The sequence below is a fragment of the uncultured Halopseudomonas sp. genome (genome assembly GCF_963977355.1).
Lineage (GTDB): Bacteria > Pseudomonadota > Gammaproteobacteria > Pseudomonadales > Pseudomonadaceae > Halopseudomonas.
The window spans coordinates 1-20,119 of record NZ_CAXBOV010000002.1; the positions used below are offsets into that span (position 1 = coordinate 1).

Genomic DNA, 20,119 nt, shown 5'->3' on the forward strand with positions numbered 1-20,119 from the left:
TCGATTTGGGCTGAATGCGTTCGATCTGTTCGCGATCGACAATAACCACCGCGCCGGTTTGCCGGGAAACGGCTGTCTGTTCAGAGCCGACCACTTCCATTGTCGGCAACCGGAAGGCGTTCTGGTTCTTGGCGCTTGCGCTGATAGGCAGCAGGGCAAAGGCGACTGCAATAGCGAGGTTTTGGCGTTGGAATAGTGGTGTTGGCGTCATCTCATCTTCCTGGGGTTGGACTTTACGTCTTGGCTTGAACCGCGACTAAGATTCGAGCTGGAGTAACGAGGCGGGATTCTAAAGACAGAAGATAATCATTGTCAATCGCATTCAATATTTTAGGCTGATGCGATTTTCAGGACCTTCAGCCCCGAATAGAGGGATTGCTTTGAGCATTAAACGGCGATGATGTGACTAGGTCCGACTAGGGCTGATGATTCCAGCCGGGATCAAGTGCAGGTCATGATCAGAGAGTTGCCTCGGATTTATGAACGCTTTGAAGCCTCACGCTGAGGTGACCTCGAGGGGAGGCGGAACGTGAGAAATCTCATTGAGTACATAATGGTAACTTGCGGAAAAGGTCATGGAACGATTGACTCCGGTCGCAGGCCTAACGTTCACGATCCTTGCCCATCAATGCAAACAGCGCTCCGGCAGCCTGACGTACGCGCCTCCATTCCCTCGATGCAGAAAAGCTGCTGGTTTCTCGACGCCTGCGATTGAGCTGGACATTGAGCGCCTTGCCGTACCTCTCCTTGAGGAGGTCGCGCAGGGCGTCGACGTTGTATTGCTCGCGGTCGGGCGAAACAGACAGGGGTATGATCTCTTCGAGGTTAAGTACCTCCCGATTGAATGCGAGCGCCTCGCGAATCAGCGTAGCCTTCTCGCTGTCCTCGGTCAGGTCGTAGGGCGGTGTCCAGTCGTTGATATTGCCGAGGCGATCGACCTGATTGAGTAGGCCGATGGTGGTGGGCGCCTGATAATCGAGATGCTTGCTCTGCCATGCCTGAAAATGATCACCAAAGGCCTGGTCCAGCTTGCGTGCAGGCTGATTGGCACGGAGCACCCAGAGCACCATGTCCGACTGCACCATCTCTTCGAACAGGATTTTCTCGTTTTTCGGATCGCCGTTCAGTCCTGGCAAGTCGAGTAGTCGCAGGAAGGGAATGCCGTCCACCTTGCACTCGTAAACCAAGCCGCGGTCGGTGGAGGGTAAGGCACTGGTTTCCGCCTGCCAGCCTTCGGTCAGGGCATTGATCACTGAGGACTTGCCTGCGCCCACCTGGCCAAGCAGACAGATACGAATGGGTTCCGGTTTTTCTGCGGTACGGGAGTCATCTTTCAATGTAGACGCGCTGACCGACAGTTCGTCGTCCTCGAAGCGGAAATGGCCCCCATAGAGATCGATAGCTGCGCGTAGTACCTCAAGTAACAGCAGGCGTTTAAGTCTCAACTGCATCTCGTCACTCAGGCCCTCGAATGACTGGCCAATGGCCTGGCTACCCAGTTCGGCGAGCAGCCCCTCTGGTGTGAGCAGGCGGACCTTGCGGTAGATGTTCACCAGCTTCAATGCAGGGGCGAACTGATCGCCTTTTTCTTCCAGCCAGAGCATGTGAGAGATCTTCAGGTGGTCTATGCCGGGCACGTTTTCCTTGAGTGTGCGCCTGTAGCGCTGGGTAAGTCGTTCAGCAATGGCCAGGAGGGCTACGGGTGAGAAGGCCCATTCGGCATGGCGTTTGCCCTGCCCGTAGTGGGTAGCCACACCCTGGGCAAGCTCAAACGAAACATCATACATGGCGCGCCAATTCGGGTTTTTATCCGCGAGTTCGCTGACCATCGGCAGCAGTTCCAGTTGTGCCTCACGATCCTGTGGGGTCCAGTAGTCGGGCGTTTCCATTGCCTGGATCAGCGTCTGATCAACCGGTGGCGTAGATTTTTTCTTGCGTCTGCGTATGAAGATCAGCGGCAGCATTGCGGCCAGGGTAAGCAGCCCCAGCAGTCCCACAAAGGTCAGGATATAGTTGTAGCGTATGACGGCGTACAGCCCGAAGCACGCCAGCAATAATAGCGGTGGCATTACAACAATCAGCACGAATGGCTTGAGCCGGTCGGAAAAGCTGACTGCTGCGCGCCAGGCGTTAAAGGTTGTTTTCAGCTTCATCTTTGGCCACTGGCATGATGTGTTCGAAGGCCTGACGGTAGGTTGCCTTGAGCTCTTCTGGTGAGGTGGACTTGCCGCAAGCCTTGTTGAAGAAATAGATGCAGCCGACGCGGCCCAGGGCATAGGTCACGCCATAACTAGTGACGGCTGCAGAGGCCGCGCCGATGGTCTGACCATACACCGGAATCAGCTTGACCAGCTGCTGCAGTCCCAGGCGGGAGGCATACTGCACGCCAAAACCCATTCCCAGGGTGCTTCCCAGTTCGGTCAGTAGACGTTTATTCCATTGCAGGCCGTATTGGTTAGCCAGGCTATGCAACATTTTCGTCTGTATCGCGGGCACTGAAACCAGGCCCACGATGGGCACCGCGTTAGTGGCCCCGGCCGCGCCTGCGTACCACATGATTTCGGTCTTCAGCTTGCGGAAATTGGCCTCCTCAGTGGACTGCTTGTCACGGCGCTCGAACAATTCGGCGACGATAGGCAAAAACTGAGCGAGCTTTTCGACCAGGCCGTCCACGCCGACGGGGTGACCCTCGCTGCCCACAAGGTCGACCGGAGCGCTTTCAATCGCGCCCCACACCTTTTCGACAGCGCCCTGATTGAGCGCAATGCATTTGTCCCTTTCTCTGGTGTTGTCGAGCAGATCGATGCCCGTATGCACCAGCAGCGCGTTGCGGATCTTGCCGGACTGTCGGATTTTTTTCAGAGCTGCGAGCAATTCTGATTGCTCCGGATCATCTGCCCTCATGACCACTACCAGTGCGTGGCTGTTGCCTTCACAGGTTTTAATATCTTCTGTGGGATCGTAACCGGCTTCGGCTAGGCCACGGGTATCGATAAAAGTCAGTACCGGGGTGGTAGTGGGAAAGTCATAGCGGGTAGCCGTTTTGGTGCAGGGCCGAAAACCGCGGCCTACCTCAATGTCACTGAGCCCGGTGACGGTCTGAATCAAGGTGGATTTGCCGGCTCCGGTCTTGCCGATAAGCCAGAGTGTCGGCAGATGCTCGGCGTTGTGCCTGAATGCCAGTTCCAGATCGGCCTTCTTGGCTGGGTTGAGCGTGCGATAGATTCGCTGGAAATAACTCATTGACGGTCCTGCTTGAGTCGGTGGGCGAAATTGCTGGCGCGCTGCGGACCAGATCGGCGATTTACCTACAGTGTAGGTCATGGGCCTGGGTCCCCGCATGTAGCCTGCTTGCCGACGTGCAGGCGAGCCTTGTTTATCTCACTCGCGTACCCGACGAATCGCATCCAGCCAGCCCCGGTAGAGCTCGTTGCGTTTTGCTTCGGGCATGGCCGGTGAAAAAGCCCGCTCGCATTGCCAATGCTCGGCAATCTCATCCAGGCTCTGGTAGGTGCCAATTTGTAATCCGGCCAGATAGGCTACACCCAGTGCGGTGGTTTCTGTGACCTGGGGCCGATCCACGGGGACACCGAGAATGTTGGCCAGGGCCTGAACCACCCAGTTATTGACCACCATCCCACCATCTACCCGCAGGGCTGCTGTGCTGTTGGCCCCATCAGCGGTCATGGCATCAAGGAGGTCGCGTGTCTGGAAGCAGACGGACTGCAGACCTGCTGTGACGATCTCGGCAATTCCGGTATCCCGGGTCAGGCCGAATATCGCGCCGCGAGCCTTTGGGTCCCAGTAAGGGGCCCCAAGGCCGGTGAAGGCCGGAACCAGGTAAACGCCGCACTGGTCGCCGGTCTCCTCTGCCATGGCTTCGGTTTCGCCCGCATGCTGTATCAGTTTCAGGCCATCCCGAAGCCACTGCACGGCTGCACCAGCGACAAAGATGCTGCCCTCCAGGGCGTAGGTGGTTTTACCTCGTATGCGATAACCCACTGTTGTCAGCAATCGATTGCGGGACGTCACCGGTTTATCCCCGGTGTTCATGATCATGAAACAACCGGTGCCATAGGTGCTTTTAACCATGCCGGGTTCGAAGCAGGCCTGACCGATCAGCGCCGCCTGCTGGTCACCGGCCATGCCTGCTACCGGAATGCTGGCGCCCAGCAGATCAGCTTCGGTATGACCAAAATCCGCTGCGCAGTCCATCACTTCGGGCAGCAGGCTGGCCGGAATATCCAGCAATGCCAGCATCTCCGGATCCCATTGCTGGGTATGGATATTGAACATCAGGGTCCGGGAGGCATTGCTGGCGTCGGTGCGATGTACCTTTCCGCCGGTCAGGCGCCAGAGCAGAAAGCTGTCAACGGTGCCAAAACGTAGCGCGCCTGCCTGTGCACGGGCGCGGGCACCTTCAACATTGTCCAGTAGCCAGCGCAGTTTGGTGCCGGAAAAATATGGATCAATGATCAGCCCGGTGCGCTCTGTCACCATGGGTTCGTGACCGGCTTCCTTGAGCTCGCGGCAGAAGTTGGCGGTACGACGGTCCTGCCAGACTATCGCGTGGTGCAGGAGCTGTCCGCTTTCGGCGTCCCACAACAGGGTGGTCTCACGCTGGTTGGTGATACCTATGGCGCTGATATCCTGCGCGCGCAAACCCGCTTTCTCCAGTACCTGCCGACATACATCCAGAGTGCTTGACCAGATTTCTTCGCCGTCGTGTTCCACCCAGCCATCCTGCGGGAAGTACTGTTTGAACTCGGTCTGGACGATTGTTTCGGGCTGGCCCTGATCGTTGAAGATGATTGCACGGCTGCTCGTGGTGCCCTGGTCGATGGCGAGGATATGCTGGCCCATGAATGCGGTGCTCCCGTTCTTGTGCGGTTGTTATGGTTGTGGGGGAATGCTGTCGGCCCTGTTTGCCATGCGGGCAAGTGGCAACATCTGCGCCTGGGTCTGCAGGGTCAGGTGCTGCGTGGCTATCTCGATTTCAAGGCCGCGCCTGCCGCCACTCACGTACACAGTAGGCCATTGCTCTGCGCTATTGTCGATAAAGGTACGCAGGCGTTTCTTCTGGCCCAGTGGGCTGATGCCGCCCAGCAGGTAGCCGGTCGTGCGTTGGGCCGCTGCGGGGTCGGCCATGGCCGTTTTCTTCACCCCGGCTGCGCTGGCCAGAGCTTTGAGGTCAAGGCTGCCGGTGACGGGTACCACTGCGACCAGTAATTCGCCGTTCTCTGTGCTGGCCAGAAGCGTTTTGAACACGCGCGCGGGATCAAGGCCGAGCTTGTCAGCGGCTTCGGTACCGTAGGATTGTGCTGCTGGATCGTGATCGTAGCGGTGCAGCCGGTATTCAATACCGGCTTTGTCCAGGGCTTTGGTTGCGGGGGTCATGTTTGATTCCTGGCGAGCGTGCTTACAGGGTAATGAGTCCCGGCTTGCTCGCCAAGTCTGTACTCAACTATCTGTTGCTCAGCTATCGGCTACCTTGACCACCAACTTGCCGAAGTTCTTGCCTTCAAGCAGACCCATGAATGCCTCCGGGGCGTTTTCCAGGCCGTCGACCTTGTCTTCCCGGACACGGACCTTGCCCTCTGCAACCCAGGGTGTCATTACCCGAAGGAATTCGGGGAAATGCGGACCGTAATTGTCAAAGATGATGAAACCCTGCATGCGGATGCGCTGGCTGAGCAGAAGGCGCATGAGTTGGGGCATACGGTCCGGCCCGCTGGGCGCTTCGGTCGCATTATACTGGGCAATCAGGCCGCAGACAGGGATGCGGGCATGGGCATTGAGCAATGGCATCACCGCGTCAAAGACCTTGCCGCCGACATTCTCGAAATACACGTCGATCCCGTCTGGGCAGGCCTTGGCTAGCTCATCGGCAAGATTTGCCTGCTTGTGGTCAAGGCAGGCATCAAAACCGAGCTCATTAACCGCATAGGCGCATTTGTCGGCGCCCCCGGCGATCCCCACCACCCTGCAGCCCTGCAGCTTGGCGACTTGCCCAACCACGGTGCCGACCGGACCGGTGGCCGCAGCGACTACGACGGTTTCGCCTTTCTTGGGTTGACCGATGTCCATCAGGCCCATATAACCAGTGAAGCCGGGCATCCCCAGTACGCCAAGTGCCTGGGAGGGGTTCTTCATGTTCGGGTCGAGCTTGAATACCATGGCGCCGTCGGACACCGAGTAATCCTGCCAACCCGCGGTAAAGGACATCACCAGATCGCCCTTGCTGTAGCCATCGAGATGGGACTCTTGCACTCGGCAAACTGATGCGCAGGTCATTACGCCGCCCACGGGTACGGGGTCGGCATAGGATTTCACATCGCTCATCCGACCACGCATGTAGGGGTCAAGCGACATCCAGAGGGCGCGGAGCAGCACTTGTCCAGCTGCGGGCTGCGGCACAGGAGTTTCAACCAGCTTGAAATTGTCCGGTCCCGGCGCGCCGACTGGTCGTGAGGCAAGTAATATCTGACGATTGACTGTTTCTGACTGGGGCATGGGTGTCTCCTTATGAGCCTTGTTCTGTATTAAAGCGTTATGCGATACAGAATGGGTGGCACCCGCGTCAGGGTCAACCTGCGTACAGATAACTGATGGCGTGTTATTGATCAGGGTGAGATGCGCGTCCAATTTCTGGGCCAGCAGTCATGGCCAGGCATGCGTTTCCCAGTGGCCTGCTCGATCCCAACTGGTCATAAAATCGCTGCTCAAGGCTCCACGGTGCGGATACCAGGTTTGCCAGAGCTGAGCGAGTTCATCAATGTCCATTTCATCCTCCAGCTCAACCAGCTGCTGGCGGTAGATGAGCCAGGCAATTGCAGTGGCATAGGCAAAATTGTAGCCAAGCTCGGCATGGGGGTTTTGCAAGAAGCAGCGCTGGCTGGCGAGACCACGAATCAGACTAGCCTGGTCTGCATTGGTTGCCAGGTAGTCATCCCAGATCCGGGTATGTAGCTGGGTGGATATGCCGTATGGACCGATTCCGCCCCGGGGTTGTTTATCGACCGGCAGCGATGCGGTCGCCAGCAGGGTGCCCAGTAGCAGATTTTCAGCGGAGCTCGAAACGACGCCGAGATAGCTCAGGGTCGGCCGGATAACCGCTTCTCGAAGGAGAGCAGGTGGCGCAAGGGCCAGAATGTTGATGGTGTTGCCGAGACTCGCAGGTTGCTCGGCCGGGGTGATACATTCATGTGTCAGTGTCATGCTCGCTGTCACAAATTCACCTTCAGTTCGGGGGCTTGTTTCCAGCATAGCTGTAAAAGTTCAAAGTAATGTATTGTTTTTAAAATGATTTAGTTATCTATTTTGTTCTTATATTGCCCAATGATATAAAAATGACATCAAACAGTGCCCATAACGGATAACAACATGGCAGCGGATTCTACAACAAGCAGCGGTGCGCCAATCGATGAGCCCGCGTTGCTCGCCCAGCAACGGCGTTTCGCGAGTTTGCGGTTCAGTCAGCAGTTCGAGCCCGCATTTCAGGCCTACCTCCACGAGAAGATGTGCCGCCGGGTCTGGTTGGTGGGGTTTTCCAGTATCGGCTTCATGCTGATGTTCGTCTGGATTGACTTTCACTTTCTGCCCCCCTACGTGCACCGTTATACGGTGCCGGTGAGACTGTTCGTGGTACTGGTTGTCTTGTTCTGCCTCTGGTATTCAAACCGGGCAGGGAGGGTGCCCACTCGCAATGCCTTTATAGTTGCCTGTGTGGGTCTTGTCTGTGCGGGCTGGATGGTTGCGATGATTATCGTTGTGAGCCGCCTTGCGCAGTTAAGCGTGCCTGTGACCCATGATGGCCTCTACCTGGTGTTGTTGTCAGGCTTTTTTCTGCTGGGCTTACCGGCCCGTCATGCAGTGTTTTCCTGCTGGGCGATCGTGTTCGGATACCTGTGGGGCGAATACATGGTAGACAGTGGTCGTGTCCTCATCATTGGTAATGGGTTGTTTCTGACTTGCTTTGCGCTTATCGGCAGCCTGGGTGCCTACATATACGAATACATGATGCGCAGCGCGTTTCTCAATGAGCGATTGCTTGACGCAGCAAGGACCCGTGCCGAGCGGGAGAGCCAGAGCAAAACCCGCTTTCTCGCCACGGCGAGCCACGACCTGCGCCAACCACTGCACGCCATGTCGCTGTTTATTCAGCATCTGGACGAACGCGTCACGGAACCACCGGTGCGGCTTACCGTCAAGCGTCTGGCAGATTCGACCCATCTACTCCAGGCAATGCTCAATTCTCTTCTGGATATCTCCCGGCTCAGTGTCGGTATGGTCAGGCCGCAGTTGCGCGCATTCAATCTGTATCCATGGTTGCAGCGCATTCTTGGCACGCTTGAAGTGAGCGCCGAGGAACGAGGAATCACTATCGATCTTGATTGCCCGCCCCGTATCGCCGTGACCAGTGATCCGTTGCTATTGGAACGACTGGTACGCAATTTCCTCAATAATGCCTTGCTCCACTCCGATGCTACTGAGGTGAAGATTCAGGTATTTCGGGTTGAGGACCGGATACGTTTAGCGGTGGTAGACAATGGCCGCGGCATGAACGAAACAGAGCAGGAACGGATCTTTGAGGAGTTTACCCAGCTTCGTAATCCGGCTCGTACGCTGGAAAAAGGCGTAGGTCTTGGGTTGTCGATATGCCGCCAGCTGATTCATCTGTTGGAGTATCCATCGGGGCTGCGCTCGGCACCCGGCATGGGAGCCAACTTCTGGATCGAAGTGCCGACCGGTGACTGGATGGAGGATGTAATAACGCCCAACCGGGCCTTGCAGGAAAAGCTTGGTGGGCGAATTGCACTGGTAGAAAACGATCTTATCAATCGCGAGGCAATGGAAACGCTGCTCAGCCAGTGGGGCTGTGAGATCACCAGCTATGACAGTGCAGAACAGGCGCTGGAGAATATACAGCCCCAGAGTCTGGATCTATTGATCAGCGATTATCGGTTGGAGGGCGAACGTGACGGCATAGCCTTGATTCGGGAGCTTCGCGCGTCTCACTGTCATAACGGCCCAGCATTGCTGGTGACGGCAGACACCAGCGATGAAGTGACCGAGCAGGCCAGGTTGTCTGACATCGAAGTGATCAACAAACCGGTGCTCCCGGCGCGCCTGCGCCGCACGATTCAGCAGTTATTGCAGTCGATCCAGCCTGACGCCGGGCGCTAGAAACTGACCAGCCCGAGTTTGCGTGCAGTGCTCACGCACTCGGTCCGGTTATGGCAGCCCAGGGAGTTGAAAAGAGCCTTGAGATGGGTCTTGACGGTGTCTTCCGACAAATTCAGTCGCTGACAGATCACCTTGTTTGGTAGGCCTTCGGCAAGCAGGTCGAGAATCTCCAGCTGTCTTGGCGTGACGCCTACCTCCCTTGCCGAGCCTTGGCGGTCCAGGGGCTGGGTTCCATTGCCGATCACTACCTGCTCACCGAACAGCAACCGTGTTACGGCCTCGAGAAGCATGGTGCCGTCCGCCGTCTTGCTTATGAAGCCGGCGGCTCCAAGGTGCATGGCGGCATCCAGATCGCTCGGGCTATTGCTGGCGGTAAGGATCGCTATGGGAACCAGGGAGTCTAGTTTGCGAAGCTTTTGCAATAGCGCCAGACCGCTGCTATCGGGCAGTTGCAAGTCCAGCAGTACCAGATCGTAGGGATTAGCCAGTACCTGCTTTTCAGCTTCTGCAGCGGTATGGGCGTGGTCGAGAATGACACCGGAACACAGGTTCTGCAGAGTCAATGTCAGGCCATCAAGATAGATCTGATGATCATCTATGAGCAGGACACGGGTGTCGGGCGGGAGCGTGGGTGCCAGCATGGAATTATTCCTAGGCAATGCACCGCTTGAGGCGAGCAGGCGTCATTGAATTTTTTGTTGTAAGGCGATAATAAGCAACCTTGCACCCAAGGTCTAGCCGTGGAGTGTGTAAACGAATGGGCTGTTGGCGCAGGTCAGGCCGTAATCTGGGGCCGTCGCAAGTAAACGATCAATCCCAGATTGAAAATCAGGATCAATAAACAGCCGACGATCACTCCGGGCCATTCTGCCAGTCGCCAGAAGGGTTCCAGGTAATAGACGCCCAGGGCAGAGCCCAGGTAATAGAACACAGAGTACAGTGAAGATGCGCTGGCCTTGCTGTGCGTGGCATGCTGATTGATCCAGGCATTGGCTAGCGAGTGCGCGAGGAAAAATCCGAAAGCGCCACACACCAAACCGGCGACTATCAGCCACAGCTGCCCTGACAGCGTCAGAAGGCATCCGGCAAGCAGTAGTAGTACGCCAAGGGCCATGCCGGGTAGACCGCCACCGTTCTGGAAACGCCCTGACAGGGTTGCCGAAAAGGTACCTGCCAGATAGGTCAGAAACAACAGACCCAGTGCATCTGCGCCGAGTCGCCAGGGTGCCGCGCTGAGGCGAAAGGTCAGATAGGTATAGAGGTTGATGAAAATCATGAAATTGCAGCCACCCAGAAGAAAAGCGGGTAGTAATCGTGGGTTGCGCAGATGGTCGGCAAAATCTCTGAAGCTGCCGAACAGTGATAGGGGTTTGGGATGGAAGGCGGCCGGGCGAGGCAACAGTAATGCAACACCGATCAGTCCGATCAGAGTAAAGCCTGCCATGGTCAGGAAGACTGCTTGCAGACCCAGGTGTTGACCAATAAAGCCGCCCAGCAGACGCCCGCCCGCACCGCCCAGCGCATTACCGGCAATATACAGTCCCACTGCGGCAACCAACGCCCTGTGACCCATGCTATCGCCCAGATAGGCAACCGCCACTGCTGGTAATACACCCATGCAGATACCCATTGCTGCTCGCAACCAGAGAAGGGTGGTAAAGCCGGTTGTAAAGGCCATTATGACGGTGAGTAGCAACGTAAGAGCGATACCCATAAGCAACGGACCCTTACGACCAATCGCATCCGATAGCGGCCCATGCAGCAACAGAGAGCAGGCCAGGGTCAGGTTGGTCAGGGTGAAGGCGCTGCTGGCCTGCAGGGTGGTCACCTGATAAGTCTCGGCGATCAGCGGCAGTAAAGGGTGAATCGCATACAGGTTGGCGAAAACGACCAGCGAAGCCAGAATCAATCCCAGGCATGCGCGGCGAAATGCGGGCGTGCCTGACTCGATCAGTCCTTCAGCGCTCACGCAGTTCGCTGCGCAAAGCGCTGAGATCTTCGCGCAGCTGGCGCACTTCATCCAGCAGGAGTTCCTGATGTATGCCAGACAGCGTGCTGGCGTGGTGCTCTGGATGCAGCTCCTCGGTAACGCCGGACTTCAGTGCTTTGGCTGCAGCGATTCGCTCGCGCTGGTTCTGTATGGCATCGACGATCACGGCGATAAACAGGTTCAGCATCATGAAAGTGGCAATCAGAATGAAGGGCACAAAGTACAGCCAGGCGAAGGGGTACACTTCCATGACCGGACGTACGATACCCATCGACCAGCTCTCCAGCGTCATGATCTGGAACAGGGTATACAGGCTGGCGCCCAGCGTGCCGAACCAGTCCGGGAAAGCCTCGCCAAACAATTGCGTGGCAATGACTGCGGCCACATAGAACACCAGGCTCAGAAGTGCAACGATACTGCCCATGCCCGGTAACGCCGAGAGCAGAGACTGAACAACGATCTTCATGCTCGGCACCATCGATACCAGACGCAGCACTCGCAACACCCGCAGCGCACGCAGAACGGCCAGGGGTCCACTGGCCGGAACCAGCGCAATGGCGATCACCAGCGTATCAAACAAACCCCAAGGATCTTTCAGTAAGCGCCAGCCATGGGCAACGAATCGCAACCCGATTTCGACCACGAACATGGCGAGAATGATCCGATCCAGCGCCTTCAGCAGGTCGCCCCAGTGCTGCATCATGGTGGCAGAGGTTTCCAGGCCTAGAATCACGGCGTTGATCAGAATCAGTGCCATCACGAGAAACTGGAAACGGCGGTGCTCAAGCCTTTCGGCCAGGCGCTGACGCCAGGGCAGGGAGGTTTCAAGGGTTGCGGTGTTCATGCTTGCTCACACTGCTGACCGCAGGACGCGGTCAGGATCACGGGTTGGTCGGGTTCGGTGCGGCTTATTCGTCGATGCCGAAGGCGCACAGGGTATAGGTTGGAATGTCAGCATCCTGCATTTTGCGCGAACCGCCCAGATCCGGTAAGTCGATTATGGCGGCTGCTTCGTAGACCGAGGCGCCCAGCTGGTGAACCAGGCGCGCGGCAGCCATGAAGGTGCCACCAGTGGCAATGAGGTCGTCAAGCAGGAGTACCTGTTCGCCACCCTGGAATGCGTCACGCTGCACTTCCAGCTCTGCCTCGCTGTATTCGGTTTTATAGACATCCTTCAGTGTATCGCCGGGCAGCTTGCCAACCTTGCGAAATAAAACCAGAGGTTTGTTCAGCTCGTACGCCAGGACGGCACCGACCAGAAAGCCGCGGGCATCGATCGCACCGATATGCGTAATGGGCGATTCCACATAACGTTGGATAAGGCTGTCGGCGACCATGCGCATTGCCCGTGGTGAACGGTAAAGCGGCGTAATGTCGCGGAAAGTCACACCCGGCTTTGGAAAGTCAGGCACTGGCCGCACTAGGGACTTGATGGTGTACTCGTCAAAAATCATGCGGATTATCCTGATTCGTAGCCTACTCGAGGTTGCCGCCTGCCAGCGCGCAAAGTTCGGTATGTTCAAGAATTTCAATGTTCTTGCCTTCCGCAGCGATCAAACCTTGCTGCTGAAAACGAGTGAATACTCGGGACACCGTTTCGACTGCCAGGCCCAGGTAATTACCAATTTCGTTGCGCGACATGGCTAGCCGAAATGCACGAGCCGAGTATCCCCGGGCGCGAAAGCGTGCAGACAGATTGATCAACAGGGTGGCAATCCGCTCATCGGCTGTTTTCTTGGAGAGCAGCAGCATCATTTGCTGATCTTCACGTATTTCCCGACTCATCAAGCGCATGACCTGCTTGCGTAACTGAGGCATGACCGCCGTAAGATCATCCAGTCTTTCGAAAGGGATCTCACAAACCGAGGTGGTCTCCATCGCAACGGCAGAAACCGGGTAATGCTGATCGTCCATGCCTGAAAGGCCAATCATTTCACTGGCCAGATGGAAGCCGGTAATTTGTTCCTCGCCGGTATCGGACAGACTGAAGGTCTTGACTGCACCGGAGCGAAGAGCATAGATGGATGAAAAAGGCTCTCCCTGACGGAACAGCATCTCGCCCTTCTTCAGCGGCCGGCCTCGCTTGACTATTGCGTCGAGGGTATCCATCTCATCGGTCTGCAGAGCCAGGGGCAGGCACATGCTGGACAGAGAACAGTCCTTGCAGTGTGCCTCGGGTAGGGCGCGAAGGCGGATGGGATTGCTCATATCAACACCTGATTGGCCAAAAACGATTCCCAAGATTACATCATGGGTGCGGCATGTTCCATGTTAGCTGTGCCAAATCAGTCAGCCTGTTACTTGTATCTGGTTCTCAGTGATGGTGCCCGTTGGCCTCGGGAGCATCTTGAGACAGACTTGGCGTTCCGCCATGCCCCATTAACCAGGCCTTGTGGGGGCCGGGTAGGGTCCAGATACCGAACAGGATGACCAGTATGGCTGCCGTGACTCGCACACTGCGGTTACGCAGAAAAGCCAGCATGCGCTCAGCCATGAGGCCGGTGGCCAGAAGGGTAGGCAATGTGCCCAGGCCGAATGTCAACATCAGCATAGCTGAAAGCAAGCCGTCGCCATGGCTGCTTGCCCATATCAGAGTGCTATAGACCAGGCCGCAGGGCAGCCAGCCCCAAAGGGTGCCGAGGGCCAATGCTCGAGGAGCACTGCTGACCGGCAGCAGTTTGCGTGCGTGTGGCTCGATGTGGCGCCAAAGGCCACGACCGACGCGCTCTATCTGGGTGAGTCCGGCCCACCAGTTGGCCAGGTACAGCCCCATGGCGATCATCAGCAATCCTGCGATAGTTCGCAGAATCATCCCCAATCCCAGGTCCTGTGCCAGCCAGCCCAGGCTTCCTACCAGCGCACCTGCCGTGGCATAACTGATGATGCGGCCTGCGTTATAGCCAAGCAGAATTCGCCAAAGGGTCCAGCCTTTGCGCTGTTGAACCGGGATGCTCATCGTTAGCGCACCCATCAGACCGCCACACATACCGATGCAGTGACCACCTCCGAGTAGGCCCAGCGCCAGGGCGGTCAGAAACAGAGGTAGTAACTCGACGCTCAAGAGCGCGGCTCCGATGGGTTATCCCGTGTTTCCTTCTGGTCGTCGCTCAGGTCTGCGGAGCTGTCTTCTCCCGCCTCCTGGATCTGCTTGCGGGCTTCCAGGTGAGCCGGGTCCTCGTCGTCAAAAAGAATGCTGTGGGCTGGCCCATCCAGATCGTCGTACTGGCCGGTATTCACCGCCCAGGTAAATACCCAGATCGCTATGATGACCAGCACTATGGCGATCGGAATCAGAATGTAGAGTACGGTCATGCCAGAGACTCCTGCATGCGGGGTGCGTCTGGCCTGGCTGGTGGCATCGCCTTTATGCGTGTGAGGCGTAACGCATTAAGTACCACCAGCAACGAGCTTGCAGACATGCCAATGGCTGCCCACGCGGGCGTCACCATGCCCAGCGCGGCGAGGGGCAGAATGCTGGCATTGTAGGCGCTTGCCCAGAACAGGTTCTGTAGCATGATGCGGCGCGTACGTCGGGCCATATCCATCGAGCGAAGCAACACGCCCAACTGGCTGCTGAGCAGCACGGCGTCGGCACTGGTCTTGGCCAGGTCGGATGCTTCGCCCATGGCGATGGAGATGTCGGCACTGGCCAGGACCGGCACGTCATTCACTCCGTCGCCGAGCATCAAAAGGCGCGCCCCACCAGCCTGCAAGTCCTGCACGAAAGCTAGCTTGTCTGCGGGGCTGGCGTTGCCGATAGCTTCGGGGATGCCCAGACGTTCCGCCATGGCATCAACCACATGGGGATAGTCGCCCGACAGCAGTATTACGCGCATTCCCCGGTCGCGCAGACTGCGAATAAGTTGCGGCGCATCGTGTCGTACGCGGTCATTTAGAACAAACCATGCCAGCGGTCCGTTTGTATCGCCAAGCAGTAGCCATTGCCCTGGCTGATCAGGTAGTTGCGGCGGTAGCTGAGCACTGATTTCGGCCACGTAATCGGGCTTGCCGATACGCAGTAGACGCCCGTCACAGCGACCTTCCAATCCTCGGCCAGGATGGCTGACGATGGCCTCTGCCTGGCCTGTCGTGCGGCCAAAAGCCCGGGCAATGGGGTGTTCCGAGCGTCCTTCGAGTCGCTGCGCCAGTTCCAGCGCGCTTTCGGTTGTCTCGCCGGGAAAGGGCTCGATGCGCTCCAGCGTCATGCAGCCCTCGGTGAGGGTCCCGGTTTTGTCGAGCACCACGGTGTCTATACGGGTCAGGCCTTCGAGTACGTGACCCCGGGTGATCAATAGACCAAGCTTCTGCAGGCTTCCCGTTGCTGTCGTCAGCGCGGTCGGAGTGGCCAGGGACAGCGCGCAAGGGCATGTGGCTACCAACATCGCAAGTACGATCCAGAAAGCGGTTTCGCCATTGACATTCCACCACCACAGACCGCCGACAACGACCGCCGCGCTGAGCACCGTAAGGAGAAAGTACTGGGCTACCTGATCGGCAAGGCGACCCAGCCGAGGCTTGTCGGATTGAGCGCGCTCGAGCAGTTGTACTATCGCTGATAGTCGGGTTTTGTCGCCGACTGCATCGACACGGATGCGCAGGGGGCTCTCCACGTTGAGCGTTCCTGCGGTAACGTTATCACCCGGTTTTTTCGCCAGCGGCATGTATTCACCGGAGAGCGCCGACTCGTCGATACTGCTGATGCCATCGACGATAATGCCATCAGCCGGAATGCTGTCGCCGGGTCGCACATCGAGCAGATCCCCCGGGCGAACTTCATCGAGCATGATGCGCTCTGGCTGGCCAGCACCGTCTATACGCACTGCGCTTGGGGGCAGCAGGCTTACCAGTCTGGCGGTACTTTCAACCGTGCGCTGGCGAGCGCGGCGCTCCAGATAGCGACCGGCAAGCAGAAAGAACGCAAACATGGTAACCGAGTCGAAATAGATCTCCCCGGTGTTGGTCACGGTAGCCCAGATACCTGCCAGGTAAGCACCGCCGATAGCCAGGGATACCGAAACATCCATGCTCAGGCGGTGATTGCTCAGGTCCCGCCAGGCACCCTGGAAGAAGGGCACGCAGCTGTAGAAGACCACAGGAGTGGTCATCAGGAGGCTTACCCAGCGAAGAATAATGGCCATATCTTCGGTTAGGTCCTGGTTGAACTCCTCATAGAGGGCCATGGTAGCCATCATTACCTGCATGAACATCAGACCCGCCAGTCCAAGCCGGCGCAAATAGCGGCGATTTTCCGCTGCTATCTGCTCGCTGGCCTTGTTCTGCTCCCAGGGTTGGGCTGCGTAACCGATACGCTTGATTTCTGCGAGCAGGGTGGAAAGCCGGGTTTGTGAGGATTCCCAGCGCAGAGTCAAGCGATGGTTGCCCAGGTTCAACGTGGCTTCAGCCACACCGGGCAGCTGGATCAGCCGTTTTTCAATCAGCCAGCCACAGGCTGCACAGCTGATGCCATCAATGAGCAACTGGATTTGCTGCTCGGGTCCATCGGTTTGTACATAGCGTGCCTGAACATCCGGCCGATCAAGAAGCTCAAGCTCTTCTTGGACTACTTTAGGGAGTGCCTGGGGGTTGGCCGAAATTTCGGTGCGGTGGCGATAATAGGAGTCCAGGCCGCCGGCCACAATCGCGTCTGCTACCGCCTGGCAGCCTGGGCAGCACATCGGGCGAGTCTCGCCCAGAATGCGACATTGCCAGTTGGAACCGGCAGGAACCGGTTCACCGCAGTGGTAGCAAGGCTCGGCCATGGATCATCTAGTGTTGAGCTGGTAGGTGCGGTCGCTAGCCAGAAAGACCTCGTCGGTCAGTCTCCAGCCAGCATCCCCAGGGCGCGCCGGATCACTCAGGTCGACATAGTGACGACCTTCGATTCGCTCGGGCATCTGACCCGCGTAGGCATTTTCGGCAACCCGGTTTAACATGATGACCCGGTCCCGGTTGGAGTGGGACGGTGAAATCAGATCAAACTGCAGTGTTGGCGGCTGCTCCTGAAGATCGCCGGTCAGCGTCAGACTGACTTCGCCGGTCGTATCATCTATGGCAAATGTGGCCGCCAGCTCGAGGTCACGGGCCATCTTGTCCCGGCCCAGGTGCATGTTGATGGCGCGACCTTCCTTGTAGTAATTGTCACGTACCATGCTGTCCTGATATGCGATGGATATGAACAACAATCCCAGGCCGATAACGACCGCGAAAACCAGGATGCCGATCAGGAACCACGGCCAGAACTGTTTGTACCAGGGTGGGATGTTGCTCTCGTCGTGCATAACTTGTTACCTGAGTCTGGGGCCCATGAAGCGGCTTTCCGCTTCGGCTGAAATATCCGGGTCGTCCACGGCTATGATCTTGAATTCAACCGGCATATTGGTGCTGGTCATGAATTGTGGATCAAGCTGAACGTTGACCGGTAGCTGCAGGTGCTCGTTGGCATCCAGACTCAAACGATCATCCTGCAGGTCCATACGCAATTCGGGGTGGCCGTCGACGGACAGCGTAAAGCTGCGCGGTTCCTGGCTTTTGTTGAATATGCGAATGATGTAAACGTTTTCTATATTGCCACCATTGGCTTCGCGGAACAGCACGTTCCGGTCCCGTGCAACGTCTAGCGATACTTTCGACAGACTGGTGACGGTCACCGCGAACAGCCCCATCATGATTGCCAGTAGTGCGCCGTAACCCAGCAGGCGAGGGCGCAACATGTGCGTCTTCTCGCCACTGAGATTGTGCTCAGTGGTGTAGCTGATCAGGCCACGAGGGTATTCCATCTTGTCCATGATCTCGTCGCAGGCATCAACGCAGGCGGCGCAGCCTATGCACTCGTATTGCAGCCCGTCGCGAATATCGATACCAGTTGGGCACACCTGTACACACATGGTGCAGTCGATGCAGTCACCGAGGCCGGCTTCTGCCGGATCCACGCCCTTCTTGCGTGGTCCACGTGCTTCGCCGCGACGTGGGTCATAGGCAATGATGAGGGTGTCCTTGTCGAACATCACGCTCTGAAAACGGCCATAGGGGCACATGTAGAAGCACACCTGTTCACGCATCCAGCCCGCGTTGATGTAGGTAGCCATGGTGAAGAAGAACACCCAGAACAGCGTCCAGCCGTCAATGGCGAAGGCAAAGGTGTCGGGTACCAATTCCCGGATGGGTGTGAAATAGCCGACAAACGTCAAGGCCGTAACCAGTGAGACCGCTATCCAGATTGCATGTTTGGCACTGCGTCTGGCCAGTTTGTTGGCGTCCATTCGCGCCTTGTCGAGCTTGATACGCGCGTTGCGCTCGCCTTCGGTAACCCGCTCGGCCCACATGAAAATCCAGGTCCAGACTGTTTGTGGGCAGGTATAACCGCACCACACCCGTCCAGCGAATACGGTGATGAAGAACAGGCCGAAGGCACAGATAATCAGCAGGAAGGAGAGCAGGAAAAAATCTTCCGGCTGGATGGTTGCACCAAATACGTGGAACTGTCGCGCCGGCAGATCGAACAGCACAGCCTGGCGGTCGCCCCATTGCAGCCAGGCGGTGCCAAAGTAGAGCAGGAATAGAAAACCTACTCCGAGCAGGCGGATATTGCGGAAGAGGCCTTTGTAGGAGCGCGGATGTATCTTGTCGCGCTTGGCATAGAGCTCAATGGTTTGAGCATCACCCGGGGTGACGTTCTTGACGGGGATCTTTTCGCTCATGGGAATCTGTCCTGGTCTGTGCAGGAGGGGCCCGGCCGGTATTCCGGCCGGGACTGGTCTTACTCAGCCACTCAAGGATAGGGTGGCTGATGAGGTTACGCCATGCGACAGGGCGTCGCGGAAGGCGCTCTGATAATTACTGCTCAGCCTCGGTGTTGGTTTGTGACAGGCTGTAAACGTAGGCGGTAAGCATATGGAGCTTGTCATCCCCCAGGTGAGCCTGGGAAGGCATGTTACCGTTGCGGCCATAGCGCAGGGTCTGCTGAATCTGCAGCAAGCTGGAACCATACAGCCAGATATCGTCAGTCAGGTTTGGCGAACCGATAAGTTCGTTACCCTTGCCCTCGGGACCGTGACAGGCCACGCAGTTGGTAGCGAAAACCTTGGAACCCAGTGTGGTGTCAACGCCGTCAGTCTCGAGACCAGCCATTTCACGGACATAAGCGGCGGTGCTGCGCACGCCATCCTCACCGATGACAGCCAACCAGGCCGGCATTGCGGCTTGGCGCCCCTGATTCAATGTTGTCCTGATCTGGTCCGGCTTGCCGCCCCAGATCCAGTCATTGTCGGTCAGGTTTGGAAAGCCGAATGCACCGCGGGCGTCCGATCCGTGGCAAACCGAGCAGTTGATCGCGAACAGACGCTGACCAATGCGCAGGGCATCCGGGTCCTTGGCTACATCTTCTACCGACATATCCGCGTAGTTTGCGAAGATGGGCGCATACTGCTCGCGAGCGTCGGCAACTTCCTCTTGGTATTGTCCTACCTGCGTCCAGCCCAGTACGCCAGGAAACTTACCCATACCAGGATAGAGAATCAGGTAGATAACGGCGAATACGATCGTCGCCAGGAACAGCATGAACCACCAGCGTGGCAGGGGGTTGTCATACTCTTCAATACCATCAAAAGAGTGGCCGAGCGTCTCCTCTGTTTCCTCTGGTCGCTGCCCCTTGCGCGTGGCAAACAGCAGCCACAGCGTCAGGCCAATCATGATCAGGGTGAGGACAATGATGTATCCGCTCCAGAAATTACTCATTGCTTGCTACTCCTAGCGTCGTTCTTCTCACTGGACTTCTTTTCGTTATAAGGCTTTTCGGCTTCATCAGGCTCATCGGCGAAGGGCAGTTGTGCCGCCTCGTCGAAATCCTTTTTCTTGTAGGAGCTATAGGCCCATACGGTGACACCAATAAACGCCAGCATCGCTAAGATGGTGGCAATACCGCGCAAAGTGTTGATATCCATAATG

At 57.2% G+C, this 20,119-nt stretch carries 20 protein-coding genes; 1 reads left to right on the top strand and 19 read right to left on the bottom strand.

Annotation, left to right across the window (positions count from 1 at the left end):
* From AAC076_RS01015 to AAC076_RS01045, 7 genes are all read right to left on the bottom strand, one after another.
* On the bottom strand, positions 1–211 hold a 211-nt coding region (locus AAC076_RS01015), incomplete at its 3' end, for a hypothetical protein (protein ID WP_339842493.1).
* A gap of 391 nt (positions 212–602) precedes the next feature.
* A complete protein-coding gene (locus AAC076_RS01020) occupies positions 603–2,153 on the bottom strand; it encodes a GTPase (RefSeq protein WP_339842494.1) in 1,551 nt (516 codons plus the stop codon).
* Positions 2,131–3,243 carry a GTPase gene (locus AAC076_RS01025; protein ID WP_339842495.1) on the bottom strand — a complete coding sequence of 371 codons (1,113 nt, stop codon included), beginning with the start codon at positions 3,241–3,243 and terminating at the stop codon, positions 2,131–2,133. The genes AAC076_RS01020 and AAC076_RS01025 overlap by 23 nt, the downstream gene beginning before the upstream one ends.
* Before the next feature lie 138 nt (positions 3,244–3,381).
* Positions 3,382–4,863 carry a glycerol kinase GlpK gene (glpK, locus tag AAC076_RS01030; protein WP_339842496.1) on the bottom strand — a complete coding sequence of 494 codons (1,482 nt, stop codon included), beginning with the start codon at positions 4,861–4,863 and terminating at the stop codon, positions 3,382–3,384.
* 30 nt (positions 4,864–4,893) lie between these two features.
* Positions 4,894–5,397, bottom strand: coding sequence for a Cys-tRNA(Pro) deacylase (gene ybaK / locus AAC076_RS01035; protein ID WP_339842497.1), 504 nt, complete (start codon positions 5,395–5,397; stop codon positions 4,894–4,896).
* A 78-nt stretch (positions 5,398–5,475) separates the two neighbouring features.
* Positions 5,476–6,513 carry an NADP-dependent oxidoreductase gene (locus tag AAC076_RS01040; protein ID WP_339842498.1) on the bottom strand — a complete coding sequence of 346 codons (1,038 nt, stop codon included), beginning with the start codon at positions 6,511–6,513 and terminating at the stop codon, positions 5,476–5,478.
* 147 nt (positions 6,514–6,660) lie between these two features.
* Positions 6,661–7,218, bottom strand: coding sequence for a hypothetical protein (locus AAC076_RS01045; RefSeq protein ID WP_339842499.1), 558 nt, complete (start codon positions 7,216–7,218; stop codon positions 6,661–6,663).
* Between the two features lie 165 nt (positions 7,219–7,383).
* Between AAC076_RS01045 and AAC076_RS01050 the strand changes: the two genes are divergently transcribed.
* Positions 7,384–9,186, top strand: a complete 1,803-nt coding sequence (locus AAC076_RS01050; protein ID WP_339842501.1) for a hybrid sensor histidine kinase/response regulator — start codon at positions 7,384–7,386, stop codon at positions 9,184–9,186.
* Here the strand turns inward: AAC076_RS01050 and AAC076_RS01055 are convergent.
* The 12 genes from AAC076_RS01055 to AAC076_RS01110 all read right to left on the bottom strand — a co-directional run bounded on the left by AAC076_RS01055 (position 9,183) and on the right by AAC076_RS01110 (position 20,115).
* A complete protein-coding gene (locus AAC076_RS01055) occupies positions 9,183–9,827 on the bottom strand; it encodes a response regulator transcription factor (RefSeq protein WP_339842502.1) in 645 nt (214 codons plus the stop codon). The genes AAC076_RS01050 and AAC076_RS01055 overlap by 4 nt on opposite strands.
* A 134-nt stretch (positions 9,828–9,961) precedes the next feature.
* A complete protein-coding gene (locus AAC076_RS01060) occupies positions 9,962–11,155 on the bottom strand; it encodes an MFS transporter (RefSeq protein ID WP_339842503.1) in 1,194 nt (397 codons plus the stop codon).
* Positions 11,145–12,020, bottom strand: a complete 876-nt coding sequence (locus AAC076_RS01065; RefSeq protein ID WP_339842504.1) for an ion transporter — start codon at positions 12,018–12,020, stop codon at positions 11,145–11,147. The genes AAC076_RS01060 and AAC076_RS01065 overlap by 11 nt, the downstream gene beginning before the upstream one ends.
* Positions 12,021–12,084: 64 nt before the next feature.
* Positions 12,085–12,630: an adenine phosphoribosyltransferase gene (locus tag AAC076_RS01070; RefSeq protein ID WP_339842505.1), complete on the bottom strand. Its 546-nt coding sequence runs from the start codon at positions 12,628–12,630 to the stop codon at positions 12,085–12,087.
* Positions 12,631–12,652: 22 nt separating this feature from the next.
* Entirely contained in the window at positions 12,653–13,384 is a 732-nt protein-coding gene (gene fnr, locus AAC076_RS01075) for a fumarate/nitrate reduction transcriptional regulator Fnr (RefSeq protein ID WP_339842506.1), read from the bottom strand.
* A 106-nt stretch (positions 13,385–13,490) separates the two neighbouring features.
* A complete protein-coding gene (locus AAC076_RS01080) occupies positions 13,491–14,237 on the bottom strand; it encodes a sulfite exporter TauE/SafE family protein (protein WP_339842507.1) in 747 nt (248 codons plus the stop codon).
* Positions 14,234–14,488, bottom strand: coding sequence for a cbb3-type cytochrome oxidase assembly protein CcoS (ccoS, locus tag AAC076_RS01085; RefSeq protein WP_339842508.1), 255 nt, complete (start codon positions 14,486–14,488; stop codon positions 14,234–14,236). The genes AAC076_RS01080 and ccoS overlap by 4 nt, the downstream gene beginning before the upstream one ends.
* The gene (locus AAC076_RS01090; protein ID WP_339842509.1) at positions 14,485–16,935 is read right to left on the bottom strand and encodes a heavy metal translocating P-type ATPase; all 2,451 of its coding nucleotides are present in this window, start codon (positions 16,933–16,935) and stop codon (positions 14,485–14,487) included. Before AAC076_RS01090 ends, ccoS begins: the two co-directional genes overlap by 4 nt.
* Positions 16,936–16,938: 3 nt before the next feature.
* Complete coding sequence (locus AAC076_RS01095; protein ID WP_339842510.1) at positions 16,939–17,454, bottom strand: FixH family protein; 516 nt, start codon at positions 17,452–17,454, stop codon at positions 16,939–16,941.
* A gap of 6 nt (positions 17,455–17,460) precedes the next feature.
* Positions 17,461–18,873 (bottom strand): cytochrome c oxidase accessory protein CcoG, encoded by a 1,413-nt coding sequence (ccoG, locus tag AAC076_RS01100; protein WP_339842511.1) that lies wholly within the window; start codon positions 18,871–18,873, stop codon positions 17,461–17,463.
* 136 nt (positions 18,874–19,009) lie between these two features.
* Entirely contained in the window at positions 19,010–19,909 is a 900-nt protein-coding gene (gene ccoP, locus AAC076_RS01105; RefSeq protein ID WP_339842512.1) for a cytochrome-c oxidase, cbb3-type subunit III, read from the bottom strand.
* Entirely contained in the window at positions 19,906–20,115 is a 210-nt protein-coding gene (locus tag AAC076_RS01110; RefSeq protein WP_339842513.1) for a cbb3-type cytochrome c oxidase subunit 3, read from the bottom strand. The genes ccoP and AAC076_RS01110 overlap by 4 nt, the downstream gene beginning before the upstream one ends.
* Positions 20,116–20,119: the final 4 nt, after the last annotated feature.

Excerpts from the sequence above, each read along its gene's own strand:
- AAC076_RS01025 (WP_339842495.1), bottom strand. The coding sequence starts at position 3,243 with ATGAGTTATTTCCAGCGAATCTATCGCACGCTCAACCCAGCCAAGAAG.
- ccoG (WP_339842511.1), bottom strand. The coding sequence starts at position 18,873 with ATGAGCGAAAAGATCCCCGTCAAGAACGTCACCCCGGGTGATGCTCAA.
- fnr (WP_339842506.1), bottom strand. The coding sequence starts at position 13,384 with ATGAGCAATCCCATCCGCCTTCGCGCCCTACCCGAGGCACACTGCAAG.
- ybaK (WP_339842497.1), bottom strand. The coding sequence starts at position 5,397 with ATGACCCCCGCAACCAAAGCCCTGGACAAAGCCGGTATTGAATACCGG.
- AAC076_RS01065 (WP_339842504.1), bottom strand. The coding sequence starts at position 12,020 with ATGAACACCGCAACCCTTGAAACCTCCCTGCCCTGGCGTCAGCGCCTG.
- AAC076_RS01110 (WP_339842513.1), bottom strand. The coding sequence starts at position 20,115 with ATGGATATCAACACTTTGCGCGGTATTGCCACCATCTTAGCGATGCTG.
- AAC076_RS01055 (WP_339842502.1), bottom strand. The coding sequence starts at position 9,827 with ATGCTGGCACCCACGCTCCCGCCCGACACCCGTGTCCTGCTCATAGAT.
- glpK (WP_339842496.1), bottom strand. The coding sequence starts at position 4,863 with ATGGGCCAGCATATCCTCGCCATCGACCAGGGCACCACGAGCAGCCGT.
- ccoS (WP_339842508.1), bottom strand. The coding sequence starts at position 14,488 with ATGACCGTACTCTACATTCTGATTCCGATCGCCATAGTGCTGGTCATC.
- AAC076_RS01095 (WP_339842510.1), bottom strand. The coding sequence starts at position 17,454 with ATGCACGACGAGAGCAACATCCCACCCTGGTACAAACAGTTCTGGCCG.
- AAC076_RS01040 (WP_339842498.1), bottom strand. The coding sequence starts at position 6,513 with ATGCCCCAGTCAGAAACAGTCAATCGTCAGATATTACTTGCCTCACGA.
- AAC076_RS01020 (WP_339842494.1), bottom strand. The coding sequence starts at position 2,153 with ATGAAGCTGAAAACAACCTTTAACGCCTGGCGCGCAGCAGTCAGCTTT.
- AAC076_RS01070 (WP_339842505.1), bottom strand. The coding sequence starts at position 12,630 with ATGATTTTTGACGAGTACACCATCAAGTCCCTAGTGCGGCCAGTGCCT.
- AAC076_RS01050 (WP_339842501.1), top strand. The coding sequence starts at position 7,384 with ATGGCAGCGGATTCTACAACAAGCAGCGGTGCGCCAATCGATGAGCCC.
- ccoP (WP_339842512.1), bottom strand. The coding sequence starts at position 19,909 with ATGAGTAATTTCTGGAGCGGATACATCATTGTCCTCACCCTGATCATG.
- AAC076_RS01045 (WP_339842499.1), bottom strand. The coding sequence starts at position 7,218 with ATGACACTGACACATGAATGTATCACCCCGGCCGAGCAACCTGCGAGT.
- AAC076_RS01090 (WP_339842509.1), bottom strand. The coding sequence starts at position 16,935 with ATGGCCGAGCCTTGCTACCACTGCGGTGAACCGGTTCCTGCCGGTTCC.